Source organism: Gemmatimonadota bacterium (assembly GCA_026706345.1).
In the GTDB taxonomy this organism is placed as follows: Bacteria; JAAXHH01; JAAXHH01; order JAAXHH01; family JAAXHH01; genus JAAXHH01.
On record JAPOYX010000147.1, the window covers coordinates 1 to 26,540 of the forward strand.

The following is a 26,540-nucleotide window of genomic DNA, read 5'->3' on the forward strand; positions in this document are numbered from 1 at the left end:
CTCCCGTTTATGGAAACACTACTAAAAGGAATGACGAAATCCCAAACGGACCTATATCGCCTCCTTTCCCGCGAATGGATCGGTTGACTAACTTGCCAGACTCAAGACGGCTCGGATTACAGACTTCAAGACCGCAGCATGCAGGCCGCATTCAGGGACTTTCCCGTTAAATATGAGTAGATTGAACATCGGGAAGCGGCCGGTCCGACTCGTCCGGTTCCCGATACAATCGGGCCCCACGCACGGTTTCGCGATGGCGTTTGATCGGGTTTGTCGGGTATGATCAGATACGTCAGGTAGGGATTGGGTACGTCGGGTATAATAGGCTACGTTAGGTAGGAATCGGGTATCGGGTACGTCAGGCAGGACCAGGGGTACGTCAGGTAGGATTGGATACGCCAGGTATGGGAAAAACGGGGGTGTTGGCCCATCAAATCGGCTACCTGTTGCCAGGTGTTTCCAGCGTTCAAAACAGGCAGGGAACGTGCATCAAATAAAAAAAATGAAGTTTTTTCTTGACTTATTACTCCATCTAATCATATATATATGGAATAAAATCACACACAAAATCATTAAGATATTTAATAATTATAAACTGGTTGACCTTTCTCTGCAACCATGCGTACCTTACCATATAGAGAGAAAACGGAAAGACAGATAGGAGACTGTCGTAACTGGTTAACACACCCAGTCATCAACCGCCAGTGCCACCTCGATTCCGTTCTTGGGGACACCGCCCCGACCCAATCGCAACGGGTTCGATCCTACAGAATCAGCCGTCCGAAACACGTTAACCACCCCGTTCACATCGCAAGAAAATGTCGTGCAGGTCGAGACAGGAGTTAGTGGCCTGAGCTTCTGCTTGCCTTGCCTCGGAGAATGAGATAACCGATCTCGCCCATGAGAGCGTGCCGGACCTCTTGTGCGGAGAAAGTACCATGCGGCGAAACATCTCCTTACAGCCTACCTTAGACAACAAGGCGGATCCATTGTCCATTGACGTCGCGCGACTGCTGCAGGCCAGCATCGCGCCGAACACGGCCAAGGCGTACGGCGATGCATTGCGCAAGTTGTTCGAGTACCTGGATGGGCAGCCGTTGACCGACGATATGCTGGCCGGCTACCTGGCGCACTTGTATACCAGGGGACTTGCGCCGGCTTCGGTCACGGTAGTGGTACAGGCCGTCCGTTTCTGGGAAAAACTGGAACACCGTCCGTCAAGTGTGGGGCCGTTGACGAGCCGAACGCTGGCCGGGATCCGTCGCGAGGGTCGAAACCGGGGCCGCGGCCAGGTAACGGGCTTGACCCGCGAGGCGGTCAATCTCATGGTAGACAACGCCGTCGGTACCAACACGCTGGCCGGGTTGAGAGACGCCGCGCTGTTTCGTGTAATGAGCGATGCGCTTTTGCGGATCGGAGAAGCCGTCGCCATCGACTGCGAGCACGTCACCACCGAATTCGACGGGAGTGGGCGATTGTTGCTGCATCGAAGCAAGACCGACCAGGAGGGGAAGGGTGCCAGCCTCTTTCTGACCGCCCGGACCGTCGACGCGATCCAGCAGTTGCAGCAGCGAACGGGCTACACGGAGGGTCCCCTGTTCCGCCGGATGGTGAAGGGCGACCGGATGAGCGATGACCGGCTGACGGTGGACGGCGCCCGCCTGGCCATCAAAGCGTCTGCGGAGCAGGTCGGGATCAAGGGCGTGAGCGGCCACAGCCTGCGCATCGGAACCGCCCAGGAACTCGCGCAGCGCGGCGCTACCCTGGTCGAATTGCAGAACGCCGGCCGTTGGACCGACAGCCAGATGCCCGCGCACTACACCCGCGAGCAGGCCGCGAGCAAGGGCGCCGTAGCCCGCTTGCTGGGGGTTGACTGAGAGCGGCCGAGTCGTGAATTTCTATGGAGGGGATTCAGATTTCACGCACCGAGAGGAGCGTTCTAACCGCCGCTGCTATTGAAGTCTCGCGCCCGCCACGCGGATCATGGGGGATAGCTTAGCGTCTTTTCAGCAGATCGGCGAGACCATCCACCGTGGTCACGGGCCGGCGGCACACGAACTGTTCGCAGACATAGGCGGTGGTCGCGCCGTCGATCTGCGCCCGGTTGGCGAGGAGCGGAATGAGCTCCGCGGCACGGCCGTCGTCCTCGGACGGATCGTGCAGGGCAACGACCTTGTTCGGCAGGAACGTGCCGTCGATCAGGTCCAGCATGGCCCGCGTGGCGGCGTCCTCCCTGGCGCCGACCAGAGCGATCTCGACAGGCGTGTCGAGGTACCAGGAGAGTCCGCACAGCAACTGGCCGAAGCCCCCGGGCGCCGCGCCCATGTAATCCGTAAAGAGGGAGAGGGTCTGCCCGGCCCGGTCCCGGTATTCGTTCCTGCCGGTAAACGCGGCCAGCCGGAGCAGGTTCTGCACGCTCACCGCATTGCCCGAGGGGATCGCGTTGTCGTAGGGATTCTTGGACCGAACGATAAGCGTCTCGTGGTCGTCGCTGGTGAAGAAGAACCCGCCGTCCTCAGGATCCCAGAACCGCTCGATCGTCGTGTCCATGAGCGCCTCGGCACGGGTGAACCAGTCCGGGTCGAAGGTCGCCTCGTATAGATCGAGGAGGGCGGCGACCGTGAAGGCGTAGTCGTCCAGGTAGCCGTTGAACCGTGCGCGGCCGTCCTTGAACGTGTGCAGCAGCCGGCCGTCTTCGTACAAAGCGTCCAGGATGAACCGCATCGAGTCCGCCGCCGCGTCGAGCCAGACAGGTTCACCAAAGACGCGGCTCGCCCGAGCCAGGCTGCCGATCATCAGTCCGTTCCAGTCGGTCATGATCTTCTCGTCCCGTCCGGGGTGCACGCGTTTTTCGCGGTGATCGAAGAGGGTCCGGCGTCCTTCGGACACGATCGCCCGCAATTCGTCCGGCGCCACCCGCAGGTGGGCGGCCAGCGGCTCGACGTCGACGTCCACGTGCAGCACGCTGGTCCCGTGTTCGAAGTTCCCTCCTTCTTCCACGCCGTAATACCGGGCGAACAGGCGGCCCCTTTCCTCCCCGAGGATGTCCTGTACCTGATCCGGCGTCCACACGAAGAACCGGCCTTCCTCGCCCTCGCTGTCCGCGTCCTGGGTCGCGTAGAATCCGCCGCCGGGCTGCAGCATCTCGCGGATCACGTAGGTCGCCGTTTCCGAAGCGACCTTACGGAACGGGGGGGCCCCGGTGGCCTGAAAGGCCTCGGTATAGGTCCGCAGGAGCAGCGCGTTGTCGTAGAGCATCTTCTCGAAGTGGGGGATCAGCCACTTCGCGTCGACGGAATAGCGGTGAAAGCCGCCGCCCAGGTGGTCGTATATGCCGCCGTTTCCCATCTTCGACAGGGAATGGACGGCCATGTCGAGGGCCGTCTGCCGCCCGGACCGGAGGTGCTCGCGCAGCAGGAAGGACAGCGTCATGGACGGGGGGAACTTGGGCTGCGTGCCGAAACCGCCGTTGGTGGCGTCATAGGACGCGGCGATCCCGGTGAAGGCCTTGTCGAGCAGTCCCGTATCCAGGGTCTCGCTGCCCGAAGTGAAGCCGGCCAGTTCGACGAGGCGCTCCTTCAACTTCTCGCCCTGTTCTTCGGCGTCGGACCGGCGTTCCCGGTAGAACTGGGCCACGGCCTGAAGGATACGGGGAAACCCGGGCCGGCCGTATCGGTCGTCCGGAGGGAAATAGGTGCCGCCGTAGAAGGGTTTCAGGCCGGGTGTAAGAAAAACGGTCATGGGCCACCCGCCGCTGCCCGTCATGGCGGTGACGGCGTTCATGTAGATCTCGTCCAGGTCGGGCCGTTCCTCCCGGTCCACCTTGACGTTGACGAAGTGCCGGTTCATGATCTCCGCCGTTTCTCCGCTCTCGAAGGATTCGTGGGCCATGACGTGGCACCAGTGGCACGCGGAGTAGCCGATGGACAGCATCACGGGCTTGTCTTCCGACCGGGCTTTCTCCAGAGCCTCATCGCCCCAGGGGTACCAGTCCACCGGATTAAGGGCGTGCTGCCTGAGGTAGGGACTGGTCTCGTGGATCAGGCGGTTGGCCTGCTGTTCGGTCTGCTGTGCGTCGTTCAACTCACACCATCCTTTCCCTGACCATGCGTTCCAGGACAAAATCGCCGACTTCGATGGGGAATTCCAGGGCGCACCGCCGGGCGGAGGATTCGAAGATGCCCATGATCGTTTCCAGGGCCACGCGGGCGGTCTTCGCCTCGGAACGGTGGGCGGCGCGGCCTTCCACGGCGGAGACCAGTTCCTCCAGTTCGCCGCAGACATTCGAATAAGTCTCGTCCAGTTGCAGCGCGTGCCAGCCGTCCGAGCGGTAACTGGACAGGATCTTCAACGGAGGCCCCGCGGGACTGTTCACTTCGATGACCCCGTCGGAACCGATGACCCGGAAGGAGAAGGACTGGCTCGCCCGTTCGCCCAGCTCGATGAATCCCACGACGCCGTTTTCGTATCCCACCCGTCCGATCGCCATGTCCTCGACCGGCATGTCCGGATGGTTGCGCCGGCCTTCGATCCCGCGGTGGCGGTCGATCTGGCCCATGACCCAACGGGGCGGGCTGTCGCCGTTCAGGTAGCTGATCAGGTCGATGACGTGGGTACCGTTGTTCATCAGGTCGAGGGTGCAGTGCCCCCAGATCATGGCGATCTCCCCGATCTCCCCCGCCTGGATCAACGCCCTCGCCCGAACGGCCTGGGGAGAAAACCGGTGCGCGTGGCCGATGGCGAGGACTGCGCCGGCTTTTTCGCACGCTTCGATCATCCGGTCGGCTTCGTCCAGGGAGACGGCCATGGGCTTCTCGCACAGGATGCCCTTCGCGCCGCTTTCCGCCGCTGCGATCGTCGCGTCGCAGTGTCCGCGGGGCCAGGTGCAGACGCTCACGAAATCGAGCCCTTCACGGTCCAGCATTTCACGATGGTCCTTGTATATCCGGAGACCGTGTTCCCGGGCAAGATGCTGTGCCTTCTCCCCATCCGGATGGATGTCCGATCCGGCGGCCAATTCGATTTCGGCGTTACCGATGTGTCGGTATCCGTCCGCGTGGGCGGTGGCGATGCCGCCGCAACCGATGAAGCCCGCCCGGTACTTGCTCATGCGTGGAGTTCCAGTGTGGGGCGTGCGGTCGGGACCGGTATCACGCCCGGTTAACGGATCGGGCGCGTGCGGTCACGCCCGGTGTATCGGACGCGTCAGGCCCGGTATATCGGACGCGTCAGGCAGGTCGGCCCGCCGCTGCCCGCGTAGCAGATGTGATCGCCGTCGAATTCTTCGACCACGCACCCGGCTGTCCGCATGCGGCCCGCCGTAACCGGATTGCCGCCTCGCACGAGGACGTGGCGCGGTTTCACGGCCAGCACGTTGCAGCCTAGACTGTCGTATTCCTCATCCGGCACCGGTACCAGGTCTATGCCCAGGGCGGCCAGCATCTCCCGGAACGGGATGGGCAGGAGCCGTTCGTAGACGGCCGCGAGGTCCGCGTCCAGCATGCTGACGACGGACATGAGGTGCAGCACCGCGCCCGGGCCGTCCCAGTGGACCATGGGGACGGCCACGACGTCTATGCCCCGTGGCTGCAGCAGGGCCTGGAACTGGCGGATCCCCTCGCCGTTCGTGCGGTAGGTGAGGCCTATGACGGCCAGGTCGTCCTTCAGCCAGACTACGTCGCCGCCTTCGACGCCTCCGGGCGGTTCGATGCGTCCCGCGACGGGGACTTCCGCGTCGGCGTACCAGTCCGCCTGGGCGTCCGGTTCCTCCATGCGGGCTTCCTTGCCCATGCGGCCCAGGATCACGCCCTGGCCGGTCACGGCGGCCACGGGATCGTGCGTATAGAGCGAGTCCAGTCCCGTCCGGCCGTCGGCCGGCAGGCAAGCCACCTCGGCGCCCGCCGCTTCGAGCAGGGAAGTGAACCGGCGGTGCTCCGCTGCCGCGCGCTTGAAATCCGGCCGGGCCAGATAGTCCAGGGACCGCCACTGCGCGTCGATCCGTTCCTGGCTTTCGAAGGCTTCTTCCGGGCGCTTGACCAGCACCTTCTTAAGCGGGCGCACCATGGACTGGCATCCGTATGTGTTCACGATATCCGCTGTCCTGAGAGGCGGGCTTCGGTTTCTTCCTCGCTCAAGATCTCGACACCGAGGGACTGGGCCTTCTGAAGCTTGGAACCGGCGTTATCGCCGGCAACCAGGTAGTCCGTCTTCTTGCTCACGCTGGACGTCACCCGTCCGCCCGCGGCCGCGATCTGCCCGGCCATCTCGTCCCTTGTGAAGTTCGACAGGGTTCCCGTGATGACGACGATCTTATCCGCGAACGCCCAGGTACCCGCACTGCTTTCCGGTGGCGCTTCCAGTTCCATGCGGAGACCGGCTTTCTTCAGCTTTGCGACGATCTCGAGGTTTTTTTCGTTGCCGAAGAAAGAGACGACGCTTTCCGCGATCTTCGGACCAATCTCGGGTATGGCGACCAATTCGTCCTCCGTGGCGCCGAGGATCCTGTCGATGGAGCGGAACCGCTCGGCGATCTGCCGGGCGGCCCGTTCGCCCACGTGGGGGATGCCCAGGCTGAAGAGCAGTCGGTCCAGGGGGCGGTCCCTGGTGGCCTCGATGCCCCGCAGCAGTTTGTCGGCGGATTTCTCGCCCATGCGTTCCAGGTTCCCGAGCTGCTCGCGGGTCAATCCGTAGATGTCGCCCACGTCCCCGATCAGGCCGCTATTCAATACCTGCTCGGTGACGGCCGGTCCGAACCCTTCGATGTCCATGGCGTTCCGGGCGGTGAAATGAGTGACCCGCGCGTGCATCTGCGCCGGACAGGCTTCGTTCCTGCAACGCCAAGCCACCTCGTCTCCCTCCCGCACGAGCGTCGTTTCGCAGACGGGACATACCGTGGGCATCTTAAAAAGCGTGGCCCCTTCCTCCCGCTTGTTGTTTTCGACGACGGAAACGACCTTGGGGATGACGTCCCCGCCTTTTTCGATCCAAACGGTATCGCCTATGTGCAGTTCCTTGTCGCGGATCTCATCCTCGTTGTGGAGCGTGGCCCGGCTGATCGTCGAACCGGCCAGGAACACCGGTTCGAGCTCGGCGACCGGGGTCACTACGCCGGTCCGGCCGACTTGGAGCCGGATGTCCGTGAGACGCGTTCTGGCGCGTTGCGCGGCGAACTTGCTGGCGATGGCCCATCGGGGGCTCTTCATCGTGGCGCCGAGTTCGCCGTGCAGTCCGATGGAGTCGACCTTGATGACCATGCCGTCGATATCGTAGTGCAGGCTCGACCGGCGTTCCTCCCATGCGTGGCAGAAATCGATCACCTCGTCTATCGTGTCGAATCGCCGGGCTTCCCGGTTGGTGGGAAATCCCTGGCCGGCCAGCCATTGCAGCCGCTCGAAATGACTGTCCAGCTCGGAACGCGCCGCGAGTGCGCCGGCTTCGTCCTCGAAGCGCAGCGTATAGATGAACACCCTGAGGGGTCTTTCGGCGACGGAGTGCGGATCGTGGAGCTTCAGCGAGCCGGACGTGGCGTTCCGTGGGTTCGCGAAGAGCGGCTCTTCCCGTTCCGCACGCAGGGTGTTCAGCGCCTGGAACCCCTCATGCGGGAGATACACCTCGCCCCGCACCTCGATATGGTTGAGCAGCGGCTGTTCCTCGGGAATCCGCAGGGGAAGGGAACGGATGGTCCGCAGGTTCGCGGTGATGTCGTCGCCCTGTTCGCCGTCTCCACGCGTGGCGCCCAGGGCCAGCGCGCCGTTTTCGTAGCGCAGGCTCACGGCCACCCCGTCTATCTTCAATTCGACCGCGTAGGCGTACTCCCTATCCGGGCCCAGCAGGTCGCGGATGCGCCGGTCGAAATCCCTGATCTCCTCATCGTTGTACGTGTTTCCGATGGAGAGCATGGGCACGGGGTGCCGGACGACGGGAAAGGAAGCGGAAGGCGACCCCCCGACGCGCCGGGTGGGCGAATCGGGGGTGATCAGGTCGGGATGGGCCGACTCCAGGTCCCGCAGCTCGGTCACCAGCATGTCGTAGTCGTAATCGCTGATGACCGGATCGTCGAGTACGAAGTACCGGTGATCGTGCGACCGGATATCCCGGCGCAGGACTTCAATGCGTTCGGCAGGCGACATGGGATCCGCGGGTTACGCTAACCGGCGCTGGCGACTTTCGATTTGTCAAGGGACGCGCCCGGCGCCGGCGTCCCGGCGTCAGTTTACGCTAACCGGTGCGGGCGACGCTTGACCGCGATGACTTTCTGGCGCGTCGGATTTCCTCGCGCTTCTTCGCTATCCAGTTCTGCCACCAGACCACGATGGGGCTGGCGATGAAGATCGAAGAATAGGTACCGGTGATGACGCCGAAGGTCAGCGCCAGGGCGAAGCCCCAGTTGGTCGACGCGCTGCCGGCCAGCAGGAAGACCAGGACCAGGAGGACGGTGAGCGAAGTCATCATGGTCCGGTTCAGGCATTCGTTGATACTCCGGTCCACCACGCCGGAAAACCCTTCCGTCCGGGTTCGTCCCAGGCTCTCCCTGATGCGGTCGTAGACCACGATAGTGTCGTTCGTCGAATACCCCACCACGGTCAGCAGGGCCGCCACGACCGCCATGGTCAGCTCCTCGCCCACGAGGGTGAGCATGGCCAGTACGATGAGCACGTCGTGGATCAGCGCAACGATCGTCCCGATGCCGAACCGGAAGCCGTTGACCTGCCGGAACCGTATGGTGATGTAGAGGACGATGCCGATGATGGAAGCCCCCACGGCCCCCATGGCGTCTACCGTGAGTTCCTTGCCGATCTTGGGACTGACGTTGTATTCCTGCCGCAGCCAGTCCTCCTCCTCGCCCTTGAGGTTTTCGGGGAACTGTTCCCGGAGCGTCGTTTTCACGGCCGATGCGATCTGCTGCTCGTTCCAGTCGCTGGCGGCCGCCCGGATCAGGATGTTGTCCTCCTCGCCGATCACCTTGATCTCGCTCTGGCTCAGGTCGACGGCCTGGTTCTCGATGCTGACGTTACCCAGTGCGCCGCGTATATCCTGCACCTGCACCGGCGGATCGAACCGCATCTCGATCAGCGAACCGCTTTGAAAGTCCACGCCCCAGTTCACCCCGCCGCGCACGACGATGGTCCCCAGGCCGATGGCGATCACGCACCAGGTGATCAGAAACGCCAGCTTGCCGAACCGCATGAACCCGAAGAACAGGCGGCCGAAGGGATCGGTCCGGCCGATGCTGACCTGCGCGAGTTGCCACCGGTCGATGAGCGCGTCGAAGAGGGACCGCGTGATGAAGATGGCCGTGAACATGCTGATCAGGATGCCGAATCCCAGCGTCACGGCGAATCCCTTGATGGGACCGGTGCCGAACTCGTACAGGGCGAAGGCGGTGATCAGGGTGGTGATGTTGGCGTCCACGATGGTGCGGAGCGCGTTCCCGTAACCGCTGTCCACGGCCTGCCGGATCGTTTTCTGTCCCGCTTTGATCTCTTCCTTGATCCGCTCGAAAATGAGGATGTTGGCGTCCACCGACATGCCCATGGTCAGGATGATTCCCGCGATGCCGGGCAGCGTCAGCGTCGCCTGAAAGGCGCCGAGGACGGCCAGGAGAAAGAGGAGGTTCAGGATCAGGGCGAAATTGGCGATGAAGCCGGCCGTCCTGTAATACACGGCCATGAAGATCATGACGGCGATGAGGCCCAGGATCGAGGCCCACTTGCCGGAGTTGATGGCGTCCTCGCCCAGGGACGGTCCCACGACGTACTTGCTGATGATCTCCATGGGAGCGGGCAGGGCGCCGGCGCGCAGGACGATGGCGAGGTCCCTGGCGTCCTCCAGCGAGTTGATGCCGGTGATCTCGCCCCTGCCGTTGGGTATGCGCCCCTGGATGACCGGCGCGGAGAACACCCGGCCGTCCAGCACGATGGCCAGGCGCCGGCCGATGTTGTTCCCCGTAACGCGGGAGAAGGTCCTGGCGCCGTCGTCCGTGGTCGTGAAACCGACCGACGCCACGCCCATGCTGCCGATATCGCTGCCTGAGCCGGTCTGAGGATAGGCGTCCGCCAGTACCGCTCCGGTCAGTTCCGGCTGGGCGTTCATGTAGTAATAGGACCTGACGCGCTGTCCGCTGGCCGTCGTCCGCATCACCCCGCCGCGGATCTCCGCGCCTTCCGGAATGAAGCTCTGCACCTGGGGCTGGGCCAGGATCTCGTCTACCCGGGCGATGTTGCTCGCCGGTACGATGATTTCGTTGTCGGAGAGATCGATGAGGGTCAGAAAGGGATTGCGTTCCGCCGAAGCGTCCACTTCGGGTATCAGGGCGTTCGTATCCGCCGGGGCGCCCGCGGGATCCCGGGCCGCCAGCAGGGCGTCTATGCGCTCGACGACCGACCGAAGTTCGCCGCCGTCGCGCAGCAGCTTGAACTCCAGCTGGGCGGTCTGGTTGATCAGCGTCATGGCCCGGTCGATATCCTTCAGTCCCGGCAGCTCGACGATGATGCGGTCTTCGCCTTCCTGCTGGATGATCGGTTCGGTGACGCCGAATTCGTTGACGCGGTTCGAGATGACCTGCATGGCCCGTTCCACCACGTCAACGGCTTCTTCCTCCGGCAGGTTGGATTTGTCCACTTCAAGTTTGATATGCACCCCGCCCTGGAGGTCCAGGCCCAGACGGATGGACTGGTCCTGCAGCCGGTCGCGGTCGGCCTTGGTCAGATTCAGTTCCTTGAGCATCGCCTTGTCTTCCCCGACCAGCAGGGGATCCGAGTCGATCGCTTCGATCTGTTCCGGGGTAAGGGCGGTCTGGACGGGGGCGTATTGCCAGTAGTCAGATGTTCTGACGGAAGGGAAGACGTACCACAGCGCGGTGAAGATTACAACGACAATAAGGACGATGCGTACTTGTTTCCACTGCATGCAACCCGGCTCCTAAGCAGACAAAGGCGGGTTGCCTGACTGCCTGCCCCCGCCTTTGTATCTGCGTTGCGTATAGGTAAATCAATTTGTTCGATGGGAATCTGATCGTTAGTCTCTCAGGGCGAAAAGCACGTTCTGTCCGGCGAAGTTATCCGGTACGAGCAATTCGATGGATACCCGGTCGCCCGAGGGATGGAATGCGACGACGTAGTCCTGGCCGTCCCTGAAGGTGCGCGGGAACACGTCCACCTTCTTGATACGATCCAATGACGGGAAGGCCGAGCGTTCGATCGTGAGTACCGTGCCTTCGCGCAGGTCCTGGGACTGGGAAAAATCCACGCCGGAGAGTGATTCTACGCGGGGGCCGCCGAAGAACGGATCCTTGATGACCATCGAGTCTTTCCAGTGATCCATGGTGTTCACCGCGAAGAAAATGGAGTTCAGCTTCATCTCGGCCGCGAGCTTGGCCTGTTCTTCCATGTCCCGCTGTGCCAGCGCTTCGTTGCGGGCGTCGGTCAACATCGCGATCTGTCCATTGAGGCGCTCTTCTTCGCTGCGCAGGAACACGATCCGCTCTTCGAGCATGTCCTTGACCTGACCCAGCGAATCGGCGATGAAAGCCGCCCGGGCCTGGGCCGCGTCGCGCTCGTCGGTGAGCGTCGCGATGGTGCGGTTGATGCGCGCCCTGGCGATGCGCTGCGCGCGTCCGGGCGATGTGTCCGACGTGCCCTGTGTCACGTATGTGCCGAGGATGCCGTCCTTGTAAAGCAGCCAGATCTGGTTGCCGACGTTCAGATTTTCCACCAGCGCGGTCTGCTCAACCACGTCGCGGGCTTCGGCAGTCGAAAGGCCGTGATTCTCCATGAGGTACTGCAGGGCGACCTGGATGTGGGAGTCGCCGCGCTGAACCGTGTAAGGCGCGGGCAAATCGTCTCGAAGATCCTGCATCTGCTGCTGCAGTTCCGCGACCTCGCCCCGGGTATCGATGATCTCCTGCACGAGACCGCGGTACGAAACGTCCGCCTCGCTGGCCAGCATTTCGTTTAAAACGGCTTCGTGATCCGGATTCAGCGCCATGTTGGTCAACGATTCCGCATCGACCTGCCTCTCGGGATTTGATTCGATGAACGTCGATATCGTCGTCTGGAGCTCGTCCTGTTTGGCGCGGATTTCCTGCTCTGTCTCGTTCAACCGCTCCACGAGTTCCTCGAAGTTCGCAGGTTCGGTTGCGCATCCCATGAACAGTGCCATGGATAGCAGTACGAAGATGCTTCGCATTTGGATTCCTCCGTGAGAATGATTTACCGTCGAATCACGCTGATTCGCGGTAGATATAGTTTTCGAGCAATACTCAATTATATGCTTAAAGTCGAGATTTGTCAAGAATACTTGCGCGTATGCCGCAAACCATAGTCGGGCCGTCATTCCGTTTCACGTTTCACGATGCAGGCCAATCCGGGTTGGTGTCACCCGAAGGATTCCAGATCGACCGCCGTTCAGCCCGGATACCTTCGTTTCATCTCCGCAACCGCAGCCCGCACCAGGGCCTCCAGCACGTCCATGTCCACGTCGGCCAGTTTGTTGACGTACAGGCAGGACTTGCCGGTTTTGTGCTTGCCCAGGCGGGAGAGCAACGCGCCGTATTCCTCGAAACCGGGCATGATGTAAATCGACAGGTTCTGCCTGCGCGGCGAAAACCCCGCGATGGGCCAGTCGCCTTCCTGTCCGCTCGCGTACCGGTAGTGATAACTTCCGAATCCCACGATGCTCGGTCCCCACATCACAGGGTCTTCGCCCGTCACCCGTCGCATTAGATCCAGCAGGACACGGGCGTCTTCCCGTCTGCGCGGATGGTCCACCGCGTCAATGAACACTTCCACGCTGGCGTCGTTGGGCCGGGTCTTGAGATCGGACATGGTATCTGCCTCCACGTTTTAAACGGCCGGTGGTGCGCATACATAAAAACATATCTATTATACATATCCATGTCATATGGAAATCTACGATCCACTGGATGCTGATGCCGAATTCTCCGTGGAGAAATCAGGACCGCGCAGATGTTCTTCTATGGATAACAGCCGGTCCTTAATTGCGTCAAAACGACTATTCATGGCATCAAAACGACTATTCATTCGTTTGTAATCCCGCAAAGAAAACCCGTAATCCGGCAAAGAAAACGACCAGTATCGTACCCATAAAACCCATGATCGTCACCCGGTCTTTACGTTCCAAATCCTTTCTTCTCTGGTTGTCTGTGGCCGTTCTTTCGCGACTACCTTTTTCAGCGCGGCCGGCTGTGAATCGTTGTGCGGCCCAGAAGCGTTAAGTTTCAAGTATCCCCGGCCCTCGTCTACCTTCAAGATTCCGGTTGGCCGGATCATATCTCACACATGATTAGTCAAAACGCAGCCCAGAACCTCGTAAGATAAATCCATTCTGTCAAAACCTGTTCCGCGCCACCGGTCGATTCTTCGTAGTTGCGACGTATCGCTACAACAGGAAAGACACCTCCGTCCAGGGGTTCTGACGCAGTCACAATACGGCTTGACAGACTTGCGGTTACGTCTACATTCCCATGTACCCCCATAAAGCGGATCTTGACGCTTTATGGCGTGGCGGTGACCTCGATTCTAATCGTACGCATTCCGGAACCGAAGTGGCGAACCGACGTCCATTGGTACAGGTCGTAGCCTTTCTCCCGAGTGCCAGCGTTGCCGTGACCGGATATCCCGCACAATGTCTCAGACAACCCTGCAACAGGATGCAGAGCGACAACCGGACGAAGCGGCGTCGGAAGTTCCGGCAACGACGTCGCCTGTCCGAAAGCGTCCGTTGACCTACGTATTTACCGGAGGCGGAACGGCGGGGCACGTCTATCCCGGGCTGGCTATCGCCGACGAGGTGCGGGCCCGGAACCCCGATGTCCGCATCGTTTACATCGGCGCCCGGGGCAGAATGGAAGCCTCCCTCGTGCCGAAGCGGGGCTATCCGATCCACCTGGTCTACGCCCGGGGGCTGCCGTCGGCGAGGCAGCCTCTTGCGTTTCTGCGCTTCGCCCTCTGCACCGGCTTCGGCGTCCTCCAGAGCCTGTTCCACCTGTCGAGACACCGGCCCCGCATGATCGTGGCCACGGGCGGATACGCCAGCAGTCCCGTCCTCCTGGCCCACTGGATCCTCAAATCGCTCCGGCTGTCGGGCGCCAGTCGATGTTTCGTCCACGAACAGAACGTCGTGCCCGGGAAGGTGAACCGGCTTGCCGGCCGGATCGCGGACCGCATCGGGGTTTCCTTTGAAGCGTCGCTGCCGTATTTCCCTCCGGAGAAGGCGACGTGGGCGGGCTACCCGGTGCGGCGGGAGATCGGCGCCGTGTCCAGGGACGGCGCGCGGATTTCGCGGGGTCTGCCGTCCGCCGCCAAGGTCGTATTCGCCTTCGGCGCATCCTCGGGCGCCCGGTCCATAAACCGGGCCGTGGTCGCCGCGCTGCCCCGTTTGCTGTCCAGGCCGGATATCCACGTCATCCACGTCACCGGACAGACTAGAAGTTCGGATTACGACGCTGAACGAGACACCCGGGACCGCCTGGAGAGAGTCGACCTCACCGATGAGCAGCGGTCGAGATACCACCAGTCGGACTATTCCCACGAAATCGAAACGCTCTACGCCGCCAGCGACCTAGTCATCGGCAGATCCAGCGCCGGCGTCGTCACCGAGATCGGTATCTGCGGGATCCCCTCCATACTCGTACCGCTGCCCTACGCGCCCGGCGACCACCAGGCCGTGAACGCCAGGACGCTCGAATCGCGCGGCGCGGCCCGCGTCGTGTACGAGTCGCTTTCGGTGGAGAACGGCCAGACCATTGGCGCGGTCGACGGGGAGCGCCTAGCCCGCCTGGCCTTCGAGATCCTGGACGACCCGGACCGCTGCGACGCCATGCGCCGGCGAGCGCGGGAGACCTTCGACCGCGGAGGGCTGGACCGGATCGTCGACCTGTTGGATCACATGCTGGCGGACCGCCTGGACCTGCCGGCAGACCGTGTCCTTTCCAACGGTAAACCCGGCGAACCCGACATTGCCGGGCGTGCCGTTCCTTCCGATAACGCGCTTTCCGCGTTTTCCCTGGTCCGCCGGTTCGCGCAAGGCCGCGATCAGGCCTTCATCGAATCCGTGGGGGAAGACTACCTGAAGTACCGCGTCGACGGATACCTGAAGGCCACGCGCTGGCAGATCCGGAACGAGGGCGTCAAACTCGTCGGACTGCTCGGTTACCGGGACCGCCTGCCCTTCGTCCTGGCGCTGCTCCGCGACAAGACGCCGGCGCCCCTGCTCCAGCGGATGTTTGGCGGCGACTACCGCCAGGTCGGCTTCATCCGCCGAAACGCCGTGACGACGATCGGCCAGCTCGGCGTGTACGATGCAGCGGTGCGCGCCACGCTGCTGGACCTGTTGGCGGATCCGTACTACGAGGTGCGTTCCGCGGCCGCGCGGGCCTTTGCCGCCCTCGACCCGGAAACGGGGGACGCCGACGAGGAGGCCCTGGACGGCCTGCGCCGGCTGTTGCGGGAATCCTCCTTCGAAATCAGGTCGGCCGCCATCCTCGCCCTGGGCAGACTGGGCGACGGCGCCGTCACGGAATGGCTCAGGCCCTTTTACCAGGATCCGAACGGGAAGGTGCGCCAGGCCGTCATCGACGCCCTGACCGACCTGGTCAGACGGAAGTCGATCATCGATCTGGACGGACTGCACGAAGAGCTCGACGGCATCCTGGTCACGTCTAACCACTTCGACCCGGACTTTCCGATCAGGCGGACGCTGAACCGGTTGATCGGCATGATACGCCACCAGCAGGAAACCCCGTGAGCGCCCTATGATCTATCATCTCGTCACACATCTTTTCGATACCGTCGATTCGCTCTCGTTTCTGCGTCTTTTCCAATACCTGAGCTTCCGCGCGATCTGCGCGGCGCTGACGGGTTTCGGCGTCGCGCTGCTTTTCGGCCAGCGCATCATCCGCCTGCTGTACGTGAACCACGTGCGGGACAATCCCCGGACGCACGGCGCGTTGTCCTCCGCCTCGAAGGCCGGCACGCCGCTCATGGGCGGCCTGCTGATCATCGTGTCCATCTTCGCCAGCGTGCTGCTGTGGAGCGACCTTTTCAACCGCTTCACCCTGATCTTCCTGTGCGCCTTGATCTGGTTTTCCCTGTTCGGGTTCATCGACGACTACCGGAAAATCAGGCACCGGGACAGCGACCGCGGCCTGTCCCAGGCCACCAAGTTGTTCTTCCAGGCGGTTTTCGGCCTCGGCTTCGGCCTGGTCTTCCTGGTGCCCGGCCTGTCTCCGGTGTCGGCGGAAATCGCCTCGGAACTCTATCTTCCCTTCGTCAAGGACCCCGTCCTCGACCTGGGCTGGTGGTATCTGCCCTTCATCGCCTTCGTCGTCGTGGCCATCGCCAACGCGGTCAATTTCGCCGACGGACTGGACGGACTGTCCATCGTCCCGGTTTCGTTTACGGTGGTCGTGTACGGGGTGTTCGCCTACGTCATCGGCAACGCCATCTACTCGGGATACCTGCAGTTTACCTTTCTTCCGGGCAGCGGTGAACTGACGGTGATCTGCGCGGGGGTCTTCGGCGCCTGCATGGGATTCCTCTGGTACAACGCCTATCCCGCCCAGGTCTTCATGGGCGACGTGGGCGCCCTGCCGCTGGGAGGCATCGTCGGCACCCTCGCCGTACTGCTCAAGCAGGAATTCCTCTTCGTCATCACCGGCGGGATCTTCGTGGCCATGGCCTTCTCGGTCCTGGTGCAGGAGAAGATCGGGATCAAGTGGCTCGGCCGGCGCATCTTCTACATGGCGCCGCTCCATCACGCCTTCCAGTACCGGGGCCTGGCCGAGACCAAGGTCGTGATCCGGTTCTGGATCATCGCGGGCATCCTGGCGATCATCGGCCTGTCGACCCTCAAGATCAGGTAATCGCGGCGAGAGGGCGCGATAGAAAACGCCAAGTTGGCGCAATGATCGCGCGCGACGGAAGGGCGGCGGCCGGGGCGAAATAGAAAGCGCCATGGAAGGGCGATGGAAGGGCTCGGCGGAAGGGCGGTGACCTCAAATGATCGAAATACAGTATACCAGGTGGATACCCCGCGTCGATGATGCCGAAGACCGCCTCGAACAGCTGTTCGGCCTGCTGAGCCAGATCCTCATTCACACCAGCGGCGACGTGGAGGAAGCCCTGAAGTGGATGCGCTATATCGACCAGCGGCAGGGTATCTTCGACGACACGATCAGTTACGAATCCTTCGTCAAGGAGCTCGAGAAACGGGGTTACGTGAAGCGGGACGACAACGCGTTCTCCCTCACCGAAAAGGGCGGCCGGCGCATCCGCGAGGACTCGCTCCGGTTCGTCTACAGCAGCCTGAAGAAGGGCCTGGGCGGGGGGCACGAGACGCCCTTTGAGGGCGAAGGCGTCGAAAGGCTCAGCGAAACCCGGCCCTACCGGTACGGCGACCAGGCGTCCAACGTCGATTTCACGTCCACCATCGGCAACGCGATCCGCCGGTCCGGATTCGACCTCGACCTGCACGAGGACGACTTCGAAGTGTACGAGGTCGAACACACCACGTCCTGCGCAACGGTCATGCTCCTGGACATCAGCCACAGCATGATCCTGTACGGCGAAGACCGGATTTCCCCGGCCAAGCGCGTGGCCATGGCCCTGGCGGAACTCATCATCCGCAAGTATCCCAGGGACGAGCTGCACCTCGTCCTCTTCGGCGACGACGCGACGCAGGTGAAGATCGAGGACCTGCCCTACGTTTCCGTCGGCCCCTACCACACGAATACCAAGGCCGGACTCCTCATGGCCCGGAACATCCTCCGCCGGACCCGGAACGTCAACAAGCAGATCTTCATGATCACCGACGGCAAGCCCTCGGCCATCTACGACCGGAACGGCCGCCTGTACCTGAATTCCTTCGGCCTCGATCCCCGGATCGTGAACCGGACCCTCGACGAGGCCATGACCTGCCGCCGGGAGAAGATCACCATCAGCACCTTCATGGTCACCCGGGATCCCTACCTGGTCGGCTTCGTGGAGAAGCTCACGGAGATGAACCACGGCCGCGCCTATTACTCCTCCCTCGACAGCCTGGGCGAGTACATTCTCGTGGACTATGTCAAGAACCGCCGCCGCCGGGTGAACTGAGGCGAGGTCCTTTCGCGATTTGTCGCCATGACCCCCTCCTTGTTTGTCAAAGCGCTTCAGGACCTCGAATCCGATCACGCGTTCAACCCCTATGCGGACCGCTGTCCTGTCTACGACCTTGAGGCCGCGCCGGAACGGCGATCGAATATCCTGCTATCCGTGCTCGAGGCCGCGCTTAAAAGTCCTGTGGATTCGCTTTGGATAGGCCGCGATTTCGGCTATCGGGGCGGCCGGCGCACGGGCCTGGCATTCACCGACGACGATCATCTCCCCGAGCACGCCGGGAGATGGGGGCTGACCCTTCAATGCGCGACCCGGGAAGGCATGGCCGGCGAGCGATCGGCCCGCGCGGTCTGGAACGTGTTGTCACGGGTGGACGCCCCCGTGTTTCTCTGGAACGTATTCCCCCTGCACCCCCACGATCCGGGCAATCCTTTCAGCAATAGAAAGCACAACGCACGGGAGCGTGCGTCGGGAGAAGGGATCCTTGCCCAGCTCGTCCACATGCTGGAACCGTCCAGGATCGTGGCCGTGGGAAGGGACGCGGCCTGGACGGCGAGCCGGCTGTTCGGTAGATACGAGACCCTTGCCGTACGTCACCCGAGCCACGGGGGGCAGAAGATATTCACGAACCGGATGTCGGAATGGTACGGTTTGGCATAACGCATTCAGAGGCCACCGGCCAAGGTCTTGATTCACTCTTGACGCAGTATTTTACCATCTGTAGTATTAGTCTGGCTTTGACTATTCCTTGTCCTGAATACATCACCATCTCACCCGCCATCATCGGTGTCAGCCGGGAGATCACACCATGCGTGCATGCTTCAGTCGCGTCTTGTCACACGGGCCCCGCGGACTTTCGGCCGTGAAACTGCTGGCCGTGCTGGCCGCGGTGGTCTGCGGCGCCGGAACCGCCTTCGCTCTGGCGGAGCACGAAAGCGTCACGGTCGAATCGCCGGACCAGTTCGTGTTCAACACCATTTCGTTCATGCTCTGGGGCGCATTGGTGATGTGGATGTGCGCGGGTTTCACCATGCTGGAATCCGGATCGGTGCGGACCAAGAACGCCTCCATGATCTGCCTGAAGAACATCGGCCTTTATTCCATTGCCGGGATCGCCTACTATTTCATCGGCTACAATCTCATGTACGTCGACGTGGGGAGCTTCATCGGATCCATCTCGCTCATGTATGGACCGACGGCCGATGAGATCGCGCTGGTCAACGGGACCGAAGGCGCCGCCTCCGAGGTGATCGCCCTGGGATATTCCACCATGTCGGACTGGTTCTTCCAGATGGTCTTTGTGGCCACGGCCGCGTCCATCGTCTCGGGCGCGCTGGCGGAAAGAGTCAAGCTCTGGTCTTTCTTTCTATTCGTCCTGATCCTCACCGGCATCATCTATCCTATCGTCGGCGCGTGGACCTGGGGAGAGGGATGGCTCAGCCAGTTGGGATTCAAGGACTTCGCTGGTTCCACCATCGTGCACAGCACGGGCGGATGGGCAGCCCTGGCGGGTCTGCTGGCCCTGGGCCCCAGGCTCGGGAAGTTCCGTAAGGACGGATCGGTCAAGCCCACGCCGCCGTCCAACGTGCTCATTGTGACGCTGGGTGTGTTCATCCTCTGGCTCGGGTGGTTCGGGTTCAACGGCGGTTCGCAACTGGCCCTGGGCAGCCCGCTTGACGCGGTGGCCATGAGCCACGTGCTCGTCAATACCAACCTGGCGGCCGCGGCCGGCGCGATCACCGCGCTGATATGCGCGAGGCCGGTGTTCGGGCGCATCGATCTGTTCGCCTGCCTGAACGGCGCCATCGCGGGCCTGGTCTCGATCACCGCGGGTCCGGACATGGTCCAGCACTACTGGGCCGTCATCATCGGGGCCGTCGGCGGCGTCGTCTGCACGGTCGGAATGAAAATGCTGGAATCGGTGCGGATCGACGACGTGGTCGGCGCCGTACCCGCCCACCTCTTCGCGGGGATCTGGGGCACGCTGGCGGTGTGCATTGTGAGCGGAGGCAACGTGGGCGTTCAGCTGATCGGCATCCTGGCCATCGGAGCCTTCGTGTTCGTCGTATCCTATGCCGTCTGGCGTCTGATCGACCTGGTCATGGCCGTGCGGGTAACGGCGCAGGTCGAACGACTGGGCCAGGACGTCGCCGAGCTCGGCATCGAGGCTTATCCCGAATTCGTGCTTACGCCCGAAGAACTGGACGAAGACTGAGCAAGCCGGCATAACGGGGGCCGGAAGGCCGTCCGCAGCGGCAGTACTGCTGTCAAGCCTGAGCGTGGTTGGATGGTCCCGGCGGTTCTGCTTTCACCAAATGAAAACGGCGGCACCTGTATCGGTTGCCGCCGTTTCGTATTCCTTCCATTTTAAACCACGGGACTGCGCGCCGGCCGTTTCCCGCCGCCGCGTCTTACCGCCGTCCCGCTCAGCCGGTCTTATCGTCCTCCGCCTGGTCTTCTTTCTGCTCCGCCGTGTCTTCCTGCTTTTCCTCCACCGTCTCGACGGCCTGTTCCTCCGCCGCGCCGTCCCGGTCGATCAACTCGAGTATCGCCATGTCCGCGGCGTCGCCCTGCCGGTGTCCGACACGGACGATGCGGGTGTATCCCCCGGGCCGGTCGGCGTACCGTTCGGCCAGCGGACCGAACAGCTTTGCGACCACGGATTCGTTGCGGATGACCCGGAGTACCTGCCGCCGGGCGTGCAGATCCCTGCGCTTGCCGAAGGTGATGAGCCGCTCCACGAGGCGCCGTACTTCCTTGGCCTTCGCCGTGGTGGTCCGAACGCGTTCCGCGTCCAGCACCGAAGTGGCCAGGTTGCTCAGCATCGCCTTGCGGTGACTGGGCGATCGGCTGAGACCGCGCCCCTGCTTTCGATGTCGCATTCCCGTACTCCTGTCCAAACTATGGTATGACCGACGATCCGGTCAAACGGCTACGCCTCCTCGACTTCTACGTACTCCCCGATGTCCATGCCGAAGGCAAGTTCCATCTCCTGGAGGATCTGACTCAGCTCGGTCAGCGACTTGCGGCCGAAGTTCCGGTATTTCAGCATCTCGGTCTCGCTCTTCTGCACCAGGTCCGCCAGGGTCTTGATGTCCGCCGCCCTCAGGCAATTGCTGGAGCGAACCGACAGCTCCAGTTCCTCCACGTTCATCTGCAGCAGCTTCTTGATCTCTTCGGCTTTCTCGTCCACCTCTTCTTCCGGCTCGGAGAGGAACTGGTCGTCGATCGAGATAAACAACTGGAGGTGGTTGCGCAGGACCTGGGACGCAGTGGACAGGGCGTCCTGCGGGCCGACGCTGGCATCGGTCCAGATTTCCAGCACGAGCCGGTCGTAGTCGGTGCGCTGGCCGATACGCGTGTTCTCCACCTGGAAATTCACCCGCGTTACCGGGGAGAACATGGCGTCCATGGGAATGACGCCGATGGGCTGGTCCGGCATCTTGTTCTGTTCGGCGATCACGTATCCCCGGCCGCTGTCGACGTGGATCTCCATTCTCAACTGTCCGCCCTCGTCCAGGGAGGCGATATGAAGATCCGGATTGAGAATCTCCACGTCGACGTCGGTCTGTATGTCTTCGGCCGTGACGTCGCCCTTGCCTTCCGCTTCGAGCATCAGCGTCTTGGGCTCGTCGCTGTGCAGGATGAGCCGCAGTCCCTTGAGGTTCAGGATGACCTCGGCCACGTCTTCCACCACGTTCGGCATGGTGGAGAATTCGTGGGCGACGCCGTCGATGCGGATGCCGACTACGGCCGCTCCGGGCAGGGAAGAGAGCAGGACCCTGCGTATGGAATTGCCGATGGTCGTCCCGAATCCCCGCTCTAGCGGTTCGATCACGAACTTGCTGTAGCCATCCGTTACGGTATCGTCTTCAATCAGCACGCCTCTCGGCATTTGGAAGTTCTTTAATTTCATATCGTTCGTCGCCCCTCATCGCGCTCTTCGAGTGAACACAGGCATCTCAGTGGCAGTATGCGGCCTATTTCGAATACAACTCGATGATTAACTGTTCCTGTACAGGTGTCGGTATGTTTTCTCGAATGGGTGCTTCCAGCAACCGCCCGGCAAGGGTGGTCTTGTCCAGATCCAGCCAGTTTACCGCCGGTCGCTGGTTCGCGGCGCTCAGGGAGGCATGAATGCAGTCGAGCTGGCGGCTCTTCTCCCTGACCTGAATGACTTCACCCGTACGGACGATGTACGAGGGGATATTGACGATGCGGTCGTTGACCAGGATATGGCGGTGACGAACCAGTTGACGGGCCGCCTTGCGCGACGGCGCGAAGCCGAGGCGGTAGACGATGTTGTCCAGCCGGGTTTCGAGAAGCTGCAGGAGGCGCTCGCCCGTGTTGCCCTTGGTCCGTGCCGCCTTCACGAAGTACGACCGGAACTGGCCTTCGCCGATACCGTACGTCTTTCGCGTCTTTTGCTTTTCACGAAGCCGGAGCCCGTATTCCGTAGGCTTCCTCCGTCCGACCGACCCGTGCTGGCCCGGCGGGAACGCGCGGCGGTCCACCGCGCACTTCTCTGAAAAGCACCGATCGCCCTTCAGAAACAATTTAACGCCTTCCCGTCGACAGATTCGACAGTTGGCATCAGTGTATCGAGACATATTTGCTCCTTACACGCACGACCCGGGCTGACGTACGCCGGCGGGTCTGAACGCCCCGGCGTACACCCGGTGTTTCACGATCAGACGCGACGTCTTTTCGGAGGCCGGCATCCGTTGTGGGGAATAGGGGTTACGTCCTTGATGGCGGAAATCTCGAGGCCCGCGGCCTGTAATGCCCGAATGGCCGATTCACGGCCGGCGCCGGGTCCCTTCACCCAGACCTCGACGCGTTTCAAACCCAGTTCGATGGCTTCCTTTGCGGCGGCCTCCGCCGCGATCTGCGCGGCAAAAGGCGTACTCTTCCGGGAGTTGCGGAACGTGCCGCCCTTGCCGCCGCTCGCCCAACTGATCGTGTGTCCCTGCAGATCGGCGAGGGTAACGATCGTATTGTTGAACGTCGCCTTGATATGGGCCACGCCTATGGAGTCCACGTGCCGGTCGCGCCTTCGGGCGCGGCTTCGCCTAGCATTAGCCAACCTTCTACCTCCACGGATTAAAGTGAGTTCCTAGGTCTTCTTACGCCTTGCGCCGATGGTGCGCCGGGGTCCCTTTCGTATGCGGGAATTGGTACGGGTCCGCTGACCCCGCACCGGCAGCCCGCGGCGGTGACGCAGGCCCCGGTAGCATCCGATATCCATCAATCGGCGGATATTGAACGTGATGTCGCCGCGCAACGCGCCCTCGACCTGGTAATCGTTCTCGATGCTCTGGCGAAGCTTCGTGATCTCCCGGTCGGTCAGATCCCTTACGCGGGTCTCCGGGTCGATGCCGGTCGCCTCGAGCACCTTGCGGGCGGTTGTCTGTCCTATTCCGAAAATGTAGGTGATGCCGATCTCCACGCGTTTGTCGCGGGGCAGATCGATTCCGGCAATACGTGCCACTATGCCCTCCTTGGCAACGGGTCGCTGCTATCCCTGCCGCTGCTTGTGGCGCGGGTTGCGACAGAGCACACGCACGACGCCCCTGCGGCGGATGACCTTGCAGTGTTCACAGATTTTCTTTACCGAAGCGCGTACTTTCATCTTCCTGTCCTTGCGTTGCGGTTTGTTTCCGGCTGCGCCTGGTTCTCCTCTACAACCGGACCCCGGATGCAGTCCCGCCCGGGGCTTACTTGTAACGATACGTAATCCGGCCGCGCGTCAGATCGTAGGGCGACAACTCGACCATGACCTTGTCGCCGGGCAGGATCTTTATGAAGTTCATTCGAACCTTGCCGGATATATGCGCCAGGACCCTGTGCCCGTTTTCCAGTTCAACGCGAAACGACGCATTGGGCAAGGGCTCCACCACCGTACCTTCCACCTGTACCGGGGGCTCTTTCGGCATGCGAATCAACCTTTCACCAATCAGCCGCCTCAGTACAAGACGACGACCGTGGTCGGTTTTGCGGTCCGCCTGGCCCTGTTCACGTCGTCCGGACCAGACACTTCAGAATGCGCTGCGTCACTTCCTCCAGCGAACCATCGCCATCGATCCGCCTTAAAATGCCCGCCCTGTCGTAATAGTCGACGAGCGGGGCCGTCACCTTCCTGTAGATCTTCAACCGGTGCCGGATCGTCTCCGGCGTGTCGTCCGTCCGATGCCTGTTGGTCAGGCGGTCGATCACCGTACTGTCGGGCACCTCGATGTTCAGCACCGCGTCCACGGGCACGTTCATGCGCTCCAGCGCCTGGTTCAGGAAATCGGCCTGGTTCTGGTTCCGGGGAAAGCCGTCCAGTATGAAGCCCGACTCGCAGTCGGCTTCCCGCACCCGGTCTTCCAGTATGGCCTGCGTGATTTCATCCGATACCAGTTCACCCCTGTTTACGAATTCCGCGATCCTTCGCCCTACAGGGGTCTTTTCCTCCATCTCCCGCCGCAACAGTTCGCCCGTTGAGATATGCGGGATGTGAAATCTCTCCGACAGCCTGGTTGCCTGTTCGCCTTTTCCCGCCCCCGGCGTTCCAAGTAGAATAAGTCGCATAACCTGCTCACCTGGCACCAGGTCGCCGGGCCAACCAGGCGGCCCGCCAGAAGACGCCTGGGACGGACGCTCCGAAGCCTAACCCGCCCGCCCGCGTACACGCCCGCGTTTCATGAATCCCTCGTAGTGGCGGGACACGAGATGCGACTCGATTTGCTGGAGCGTATCCAGGGCGACGCCTACCACGATCAGCAGGGCGGTGCCGCCGAAGAACGAGGACGCGCTCAGAGAGACGTTCATGCTTCGGATGATGAGAAACGGCACGATGGCGATAATCGCCAGAAAGACCGAGCCGGGCAACGTAATGCGTGTCAGAATGTGATCGAGATAGTCCGCCGTTCTTCTGCCGGGCCGAATCCCCGGGATGAATCCGCCGACGCGCTTCATGTTGTCCGCCACGTCCACGGGATTGAATATGATGGATGTATAGAAATACGTGAAAAATACGATCAACAGGCCGTACATCGCGTTGTAGATGAAGGCGCCTGGCTGAAACCACTCGACCATGGTCTGGAACACGGCCATGTTCGGGAAGAAACTCGAAAACGTCCCCGGAACGAACATGATCGACTGGGCGAAAATGATGGGCATCACGCCGGCGGCGTTCACGCGCAGCGGCAGATGCGTGCTCTGCCCGCCGTACACCTTGCGTCCGACCACGCGCCGCGGGTACTGCACCGTGATTCTCCGCTGCCCCTGGGTGATCAGCACCACCGAAGCGATGATCAGGATCCACACGGCTACGATGAAGATCTCGACGAGACCACTGCGCAGCCCGTTCATCACCGCGTCGATTTCGCTCTTCGCCGCGATGGGGAACTGGGCGATAATCCCGACGAAGATAATCAGCGAGATGCCGTTTCCGATGCCCCGCTCCTGGATCTGCTCCCCCAGCCACATCAGGAATATGGTGCCAGTGGTCATCGTCACGACCGTGACGAAGATGAACCCCGCCCCGGGATCGATGACGGCGGACCGGCCCACCTCGTCCCGGATGTCCTGGAGCCAGTAGCTGATGCCCAGGGCCTGGACCATCGACAGCAACACCGTGCCGTAGCGCGTGTACTGATTGATCTTCTTCTGACCTTCCTGGCCCTCCTTCTGGAGTTTCTGCAGGTACGGCCACATGGAACCCAGCAGTTGCAGGATAATGGACGCGCTGATATAGGGCATCACGCCGAGGGCGAAAATGGTCGCGCGCTCGAAGGCGCCGCCCACGAACATGTTGTACAGCCCGAAGATGGTCCCGCCCATCTGGCTGAAGAAGGCGCTCAGTACTTCGTGGTCTATGCCCGGCGTGGGTATCTGGCCGCCGATCCGGTAGACCGCGAGCAGACTGAGGGTGAAGATGATCCGCCGGCGAAGCTCCGGTATCCGGAATACGTTCTGAAAACTCTCGATCATCCGGAGATCACCTCGACCGAACCGCCTGCCGCCTCGATTTTACGCCGCGCCGTTTCACTCACCTTGTGCACGCTTACCTTCACGGGCCGGTCGACCTCGCCTTCACCAAGTATCTTTACCGGATCCGTCGATTTCCGGATCAGGTGCCTTTCCGCCAGCGAACCGGCGTCCACGACGGTCTCTTCGTCCCATCCTTCAAGATCGCGCAGGTTGACGATCTGGTAAGTCTTGCGGAAGATATTGGTGAATCCCCGCTTGGGCAGCCGGCGCACGAGGCGCATCTGCCCGCCTTCGAAGGAAGGATGGATCTTCTTGCCCGACCGGGAACGCTGGCCCTTGTGCCCCCTGCCGGCCGTCTTGCCCGTGCCGGAACCGGGGCCTCTTCCCAGGCGCTTGACCTTGCGTACCGCGCCGGACGCGTGTTTCAAACTGCCGCCATTCATAACA

Annotated in this window: 23 protein-coding genes; 6 read left to right on the forward strand and 17 right to left on the reverse strand. The window is 62.0% G+C overall.

The genetic code is table 11. The annotated features are described in order from the left end of the window. Window positions 1–989: 989 nt before the first annotated feature. Window positions 990–1,877 carry a tyrosine-type recombinase/integrase gene (locus tag OXG98_09495; protein MCY3772239.1) on the forward strand — a complete coding sequence of 296 codons (888 nt, stop codon included), beginning with the start codon at window positions 990–992 and terminating at the stop codon, window positions 1,875–1,877. 118 nt (window positions 1,878–1,995) lie between these two features. On the opposite strand, the gene OXG98_09500 is transcribed toward OXG98_09495, so the two are convergent. From OXG98_09500 to OXG98_09530, 7 genes are all read right to left on the reverse strand, one after another. Next, window positions 1,996–4,083, reverse strand: coding sequence for a thioredoxin domain-containing protein (locus OXG98_09500; GenBank protein ID MCY3772240.1), 2,088 nt, complete (start codon window positions 4,081–4,083; stop codon window positions 1,996–1,998). A 1-nt stretch (window position 4,084) separates the two neighbouring features. After that, window positions 4,085–5,110 carry a Gfo/Idh/MocA family oxidoreductase gene (locus tag OXG98_09505; protein MCY3772241.1) on the reverse strand — a complete coding sequence of 342 codons (1,026 nt, stop codon included), beginning with the start codon at window positions 5,108–5,110 and terminating at the stop codon, window positions 4,085–4,087. A gap of 95 nt (window positions 5,111–5,205) precedes the next feature. Continuing rightward, window positions 5,206–6,087 (reverse strand): arginine deiminase family protein, encoded by an 882-nt coding sequence (locus OXG98_09510; GenBank protein ID MCY3772242.1) that lies wholly within the window; start codon window positions 6,085–6,087, stop codon window positions 5,206–5,208. After that, entirely contained in the window at window positions 6,084–8,129 is a 2,046-nt protein-coding gene (gene ligA, locus OXG98_09515) for an NAD-dependent DNA ligase LigA (protein ID MCY3772243.1), read from the reverse strand. Before ligA ends, OXG98_09510 begins: the two co-directional genes overlap by 4 nt. An 88-nt stretch (window positions 8,130–8,217) precedes the next feature. Next, window positions 8,218–10,908: a protein translocase subunit SecD gene (secD, locus tag OXG98_09520; protein ID MCY3772244.1), complete on the reverse strand. Its 2,691-nt coding sequence runs from the start codon at window positions 10,906–10,908 to the stop codon at window positions 8,218–8,220. Window positions 10,909–11,016: 108 nt separating this feature from the next. Continuing rightward, entirely contained in the window at window positions 11,017–12,186 is a 1,170-nt protein-coding gene (locus OXG98_09525; GenBank protein ID MCY3772245.1) for a hypothetical protein, read from the reverse strand. A gap of 218 nt (window positions 12,187–12,404) precedes the next feature. Then, entirely contained in the window at window positions 12,405–12,824 is a 420-nt protein-coding gene (locus OXG98_09530) for a DUF1801 domain-containing protein (protein MCY3772246.1), read from the reverse strand. Between the two features lie 820 nt (window positions 12,825–13,644). Here OXG98_09530 and OXG98_09535 point away from each other — a divergent pair. From OXG98_09535 to OXG98_09555, 5 genes are all read left to right on the forward strand, one after another. Then, complete coding sequence (locus OXG98_09535) at window positions 13,645–15,765, forward strand: glycosyltransferase (protein ID MCY3772247.1); 2,121 nt, start codon at window positions 13,645–13,647, stop codon at window positions 15,763–15,765. 7 nt (window positions 15,766–15,772) lie between these two features. After that, a complete protein-coding gene (gene mraY, locus OXG98_09540) occupies window positions 15,773–16,882 on the forward strand; it encodes a phospho-N-acetylmuramoyl-pentapeptide-transferase (protein ID MCY3772248.1) in 1,110 nt (369 codons plus the stop codon). A 136-nt stretch (window positions 16,883–17,018) separates the two neighbouring features. Continuing rightward, window positions 17,019–18,113 carry a hypothetical protein gene (locus OXG98_09545; protein ID MCY3772249.1) on the forward strand — a complete coding sequence of 365 codons (1,095 nt, stop codon included), beginning with the start codon at window positions 17,019–17,021 and terminating at the stop codon, window positions 18,111–18,113. A gap of 27 nt (window positions 18,114–18,140) precedes the next feature. Beyond that, the gene (locus OXG98_09550) at window positions 18,141–18,776 is read left to right on the forward strand and encodes a uracil-DNA glycosylase (GenBank protein ID MCY3772250.1); all 636 of its coding nucleotides are present in this window, start codon (window positions 18,141–18,143) and stop codon (window positions 18,774–18,776) included. 202 nt (window positions 18,777–18,978) lie between these two features. Then, the gene (locus OXG98_09555) at window positions 18,979–20,331 is read left to right on the forward strand and encodes an ammonium transporter (GenBank protein ID MCY3772251.1); all 1,353 of its coding nucleotides are present in this window, start codon (window positions 18,979–18,981) and stop codon (window positions 20,329–20,331) included. A 211-nt stretch (window positions 20,332–20,542) separates the two neighbouring features. Here the strand turns inward: OXG98_09555 and rplQ are convergent, their stop codons facing one another. The 10 genes from rplQ to rplO form a co-directional block, all read right to left on the reverse strand. Further along, window positions 20,543–20,998 carry a 50S ribosomal protein L17 gene (rplQ, locus tag OXG98_09560; GenBank protein ID MCY3772252.1) on the reverse strand — a complete coding sequence of 152 codons (456 nt, stop codon included), beginning with the start codon at window positions 20,996–20,998 and terminating at the stop codon, window positions 20,543–20,545. A 50-nt stretch (window positions 20,999–21,048) separates the two neighbouring features. After that, window positions 21,049–22,032: a DNA-directed RNA polymerase subunit alpha gene (locus OXG98_09565; protein ID MCY3772253.1), complete on the reverse strand. Its 984-nt coding sequence runs from the start codon at window positions 22,030–22,032 to the stop codon at window positions 21,049–21,051. A gap of 64 nt (window positions 22,033–22,096) precedes the next feature. Further along, window positions 22,097–22,726 carry a 30S ribosomal protein S4 gene (gene rpsD, locus OXG98_09570; protein ID MCY3772254.1) on the reverse strand — a complete coding sequence of 210 codons (630 nt, stop codon included), beginning with the start codon at window positions 22,724–22,726 and terminating at the stop codon, window positions 22,097–22,099. Window positions 22,727–22,806: 80 nt separating this feature from the next. Next, on the reverse strand, window positions 22,807–23,202 hold the full coding sequence (gene rpsK / locus OXG98_09575; protein MCY3772255.1) for a 30S ribosomal protein S11: 396 nt from the start codon (window positions 23,200–23,202) through the stop codon (window positions 22,807–22,809). Window positions 23,203–23,232: 30 nt separating this feature from the next. Continuing rightward, the gene (rpsM, locus tag OXG98_09580) at window positions 23,233–23,607 is read right to left on the reverse strand and encodes a 30S ribosomal protein S13 (protein ID MCY3772256.1); all 375 of its coding nucleotides are present in this window, start codon (window positions 23,605–23,607) and stop codon (window positions 23,233–23,235) included. 27 nt (window positions 23,608–23,634) lie between these two features. Then, a complete protein-coding gene (rpmJ, locus tag OXG98_09585) occupies window positions 23,635–23,748 on the reverse strand; it encodes a 50S ribosomal protein L36 (protein ID MCY3772257.1) in 114 nt (37 codons plus the stop codon). Between the two features lie 85 nt (window positions 23,749–23,833). Then, on the reverse strand, window positions 23,834–24,052 hold the full coding sequence (infA, locus tag OXG98_09590) for a translation initiation factor IF-1 (GenBank protein ID MCY3772258.1): 219 nt from the start codon (window positions 24,050–24,052) through the stop codon (window positions 23,834–23,836). Between the two features lie 79 nt (window positions 24,053–24,131). Then, a complete protein-coding gene (locus OXG98_09595) occupies window positions 24,132–24,689 on the reverse strand; it encodes an adenylate kinase (GenBank protein MCY3772259.1) in 558 nt (185 codons plus the stop codon). Between the two features lie 78 nt (window positions 24,690–24,767). After that, the gene (gene secY / locus OXG98_09600) at window positions 24,768–26,093 is read right to left on the reverse strand and encodes a preprotein translocase subunit SecY (GenBank protein ID MCY3772260.1); all 1,326 of its coding nucleotides are present in this window, start codon (window positions 26,091–26,093) and stop codon (window positions 24,768–24,770) included. Then, window positions 26,090–26,536 carry a 50S ribosomal protein L15 gene (rplO, locus tag OXG98_09605; protein MCY3772261.1) on the reverse strand — a complete coding sequence of 149 codons (447 nt, stop codon included), beginning with the start codon at window positions 26,534–26,536 and terminating at the stop codon, window positions 26,090–26,092. Before rplO ends, secY begins: the two co-directional genes overlap by 4 nt. Window positions 26,537–26,540 lie beyond the last annotated feature (4 nt).

What these genes read in the sequence shown, in the direction of transcription:
- OXG98_09595 (MCY3772259.1), bottom strand. Translation starts at nt 24,689, where the DNA reads ATGCGACTTATTCTACTTGGAACGCCGGGGGCGGGAAAAGGCGAACAG.
- OXG98_09525 (MCY3772245.1), bottom strand. Translation starts at nt 12,186, where the DNA reads ATGCGAAGCATCTTCGTACTGCTATCCATGGCACTGTTCATGGGATGC.
- OXG98_09530 (MCY3772246.1), bottom strand. Translation starts at nt 12,824, where the DNA reads ATGTCCGATCTCAAGACCCGGCCCAACGACGCCAGCGTGGAAGTGTTC.
- rplO (MCY3772261.1), bottom strand. Translation starts at nt 26,536, where the DNA reads ATGAATGGCGGCAGTTTGAAACACGCGTCCGGCGCGGTACGCAAGGTC.
- OXG98_09550 (MCY3772250.1), top strand. Translation starts at nt 18,141, where the DNA reads ATGACCCCCTCCTTGTTTGTCAAAGCGCTTCAGGACCTCGAATCCGAT.
- ligA (MCY3772243.1), bottom strand. Translation starts at nt 8,129, where the DNA reads ATGTCGCCTGCCGAACGCATTGAAGTCCTGCGCCGGGATATCCGGTCG.
- OXG98_09505 (MCY3772241.1), bottom strand. Translation starts at nt 5,110, where the DNA reads ATGAGCAAGTACCGGGCGGGCTTCATCGGTTGCGGCGGCATCGCCACC.
- secD (MCY3772244.1), bottom strand. Translation starts at nt 10,908, where the DNA reads ATGCAGTGGAAACAAGTACGCATCGTCCTTATTGTCGTTGTAATCTTC.
- mraY (MCY3772248.1), top strand. Translation starts at nt 15,773, where the DNA reads ATGATCTATCATCTCGTCACACATCTTTTCGATACCGTCGATTCGCTC.
- OXG98_09565 (MCY3772253.1), bottom strand. Translation starts at nt 22,032, where the DNA reads ATGAAATTAAAGAACTTCCAAATGCCGAGAGGCGTGCTGATTGAAGAC.
- rpsD (MCY3772254.1), bottom strand. Translation starts at nt 22,726, where the DNA reads ATGTCTCGATACACTGATGCCAACTGTCGAATCTGTCGACGGGAAGGC.
- rplQ (MCY3772252.1), bottom strand. Translation starts at nt 20,998, where the DNA reads ATGCGACATCGAAAGCAGGGGCGCGGTCTCAGCCGATCGCCCAGTCAC.
- OXG98_09535 (MCY3772247.1), top strand. Translation starts at nt 13,645, where the DNA reads ATGTCTCAGACAACCCTGCAACAGGATGCAGAGCGACAACCGGACGAA.
- OXG98_09545 (MCY3772249.1), top strand. Translation starts at nt 17,019, where the DNA reads ATGATCGAAATACAGTATACCAGGTGGATACCCCGCGTCGATGATGCC.
- rpmJ (MCY3772257.1), bottom strand. Translation starts at nt 23,748, where the DNA reads ATGAAAGTACGCGCTTCGGTAAAGAAAATCTGTGAACACTGCAAGGTC.
- secY (MCY3772260.1), bottom strand. Translation starts at nt 26,093, where the DNA reads ATGATCGAGAGTTTTCAGAACGTATTCCGGATACCGGAGCTTCGCCGG.
- infA (MCY3772258.1), bottom strand. Translation starts at nt 24,052, where the DNA reads ATGCCGAAAGAGCCCCCGGTACAGGTGGAAGGTACGGTGGTGGAGCCC.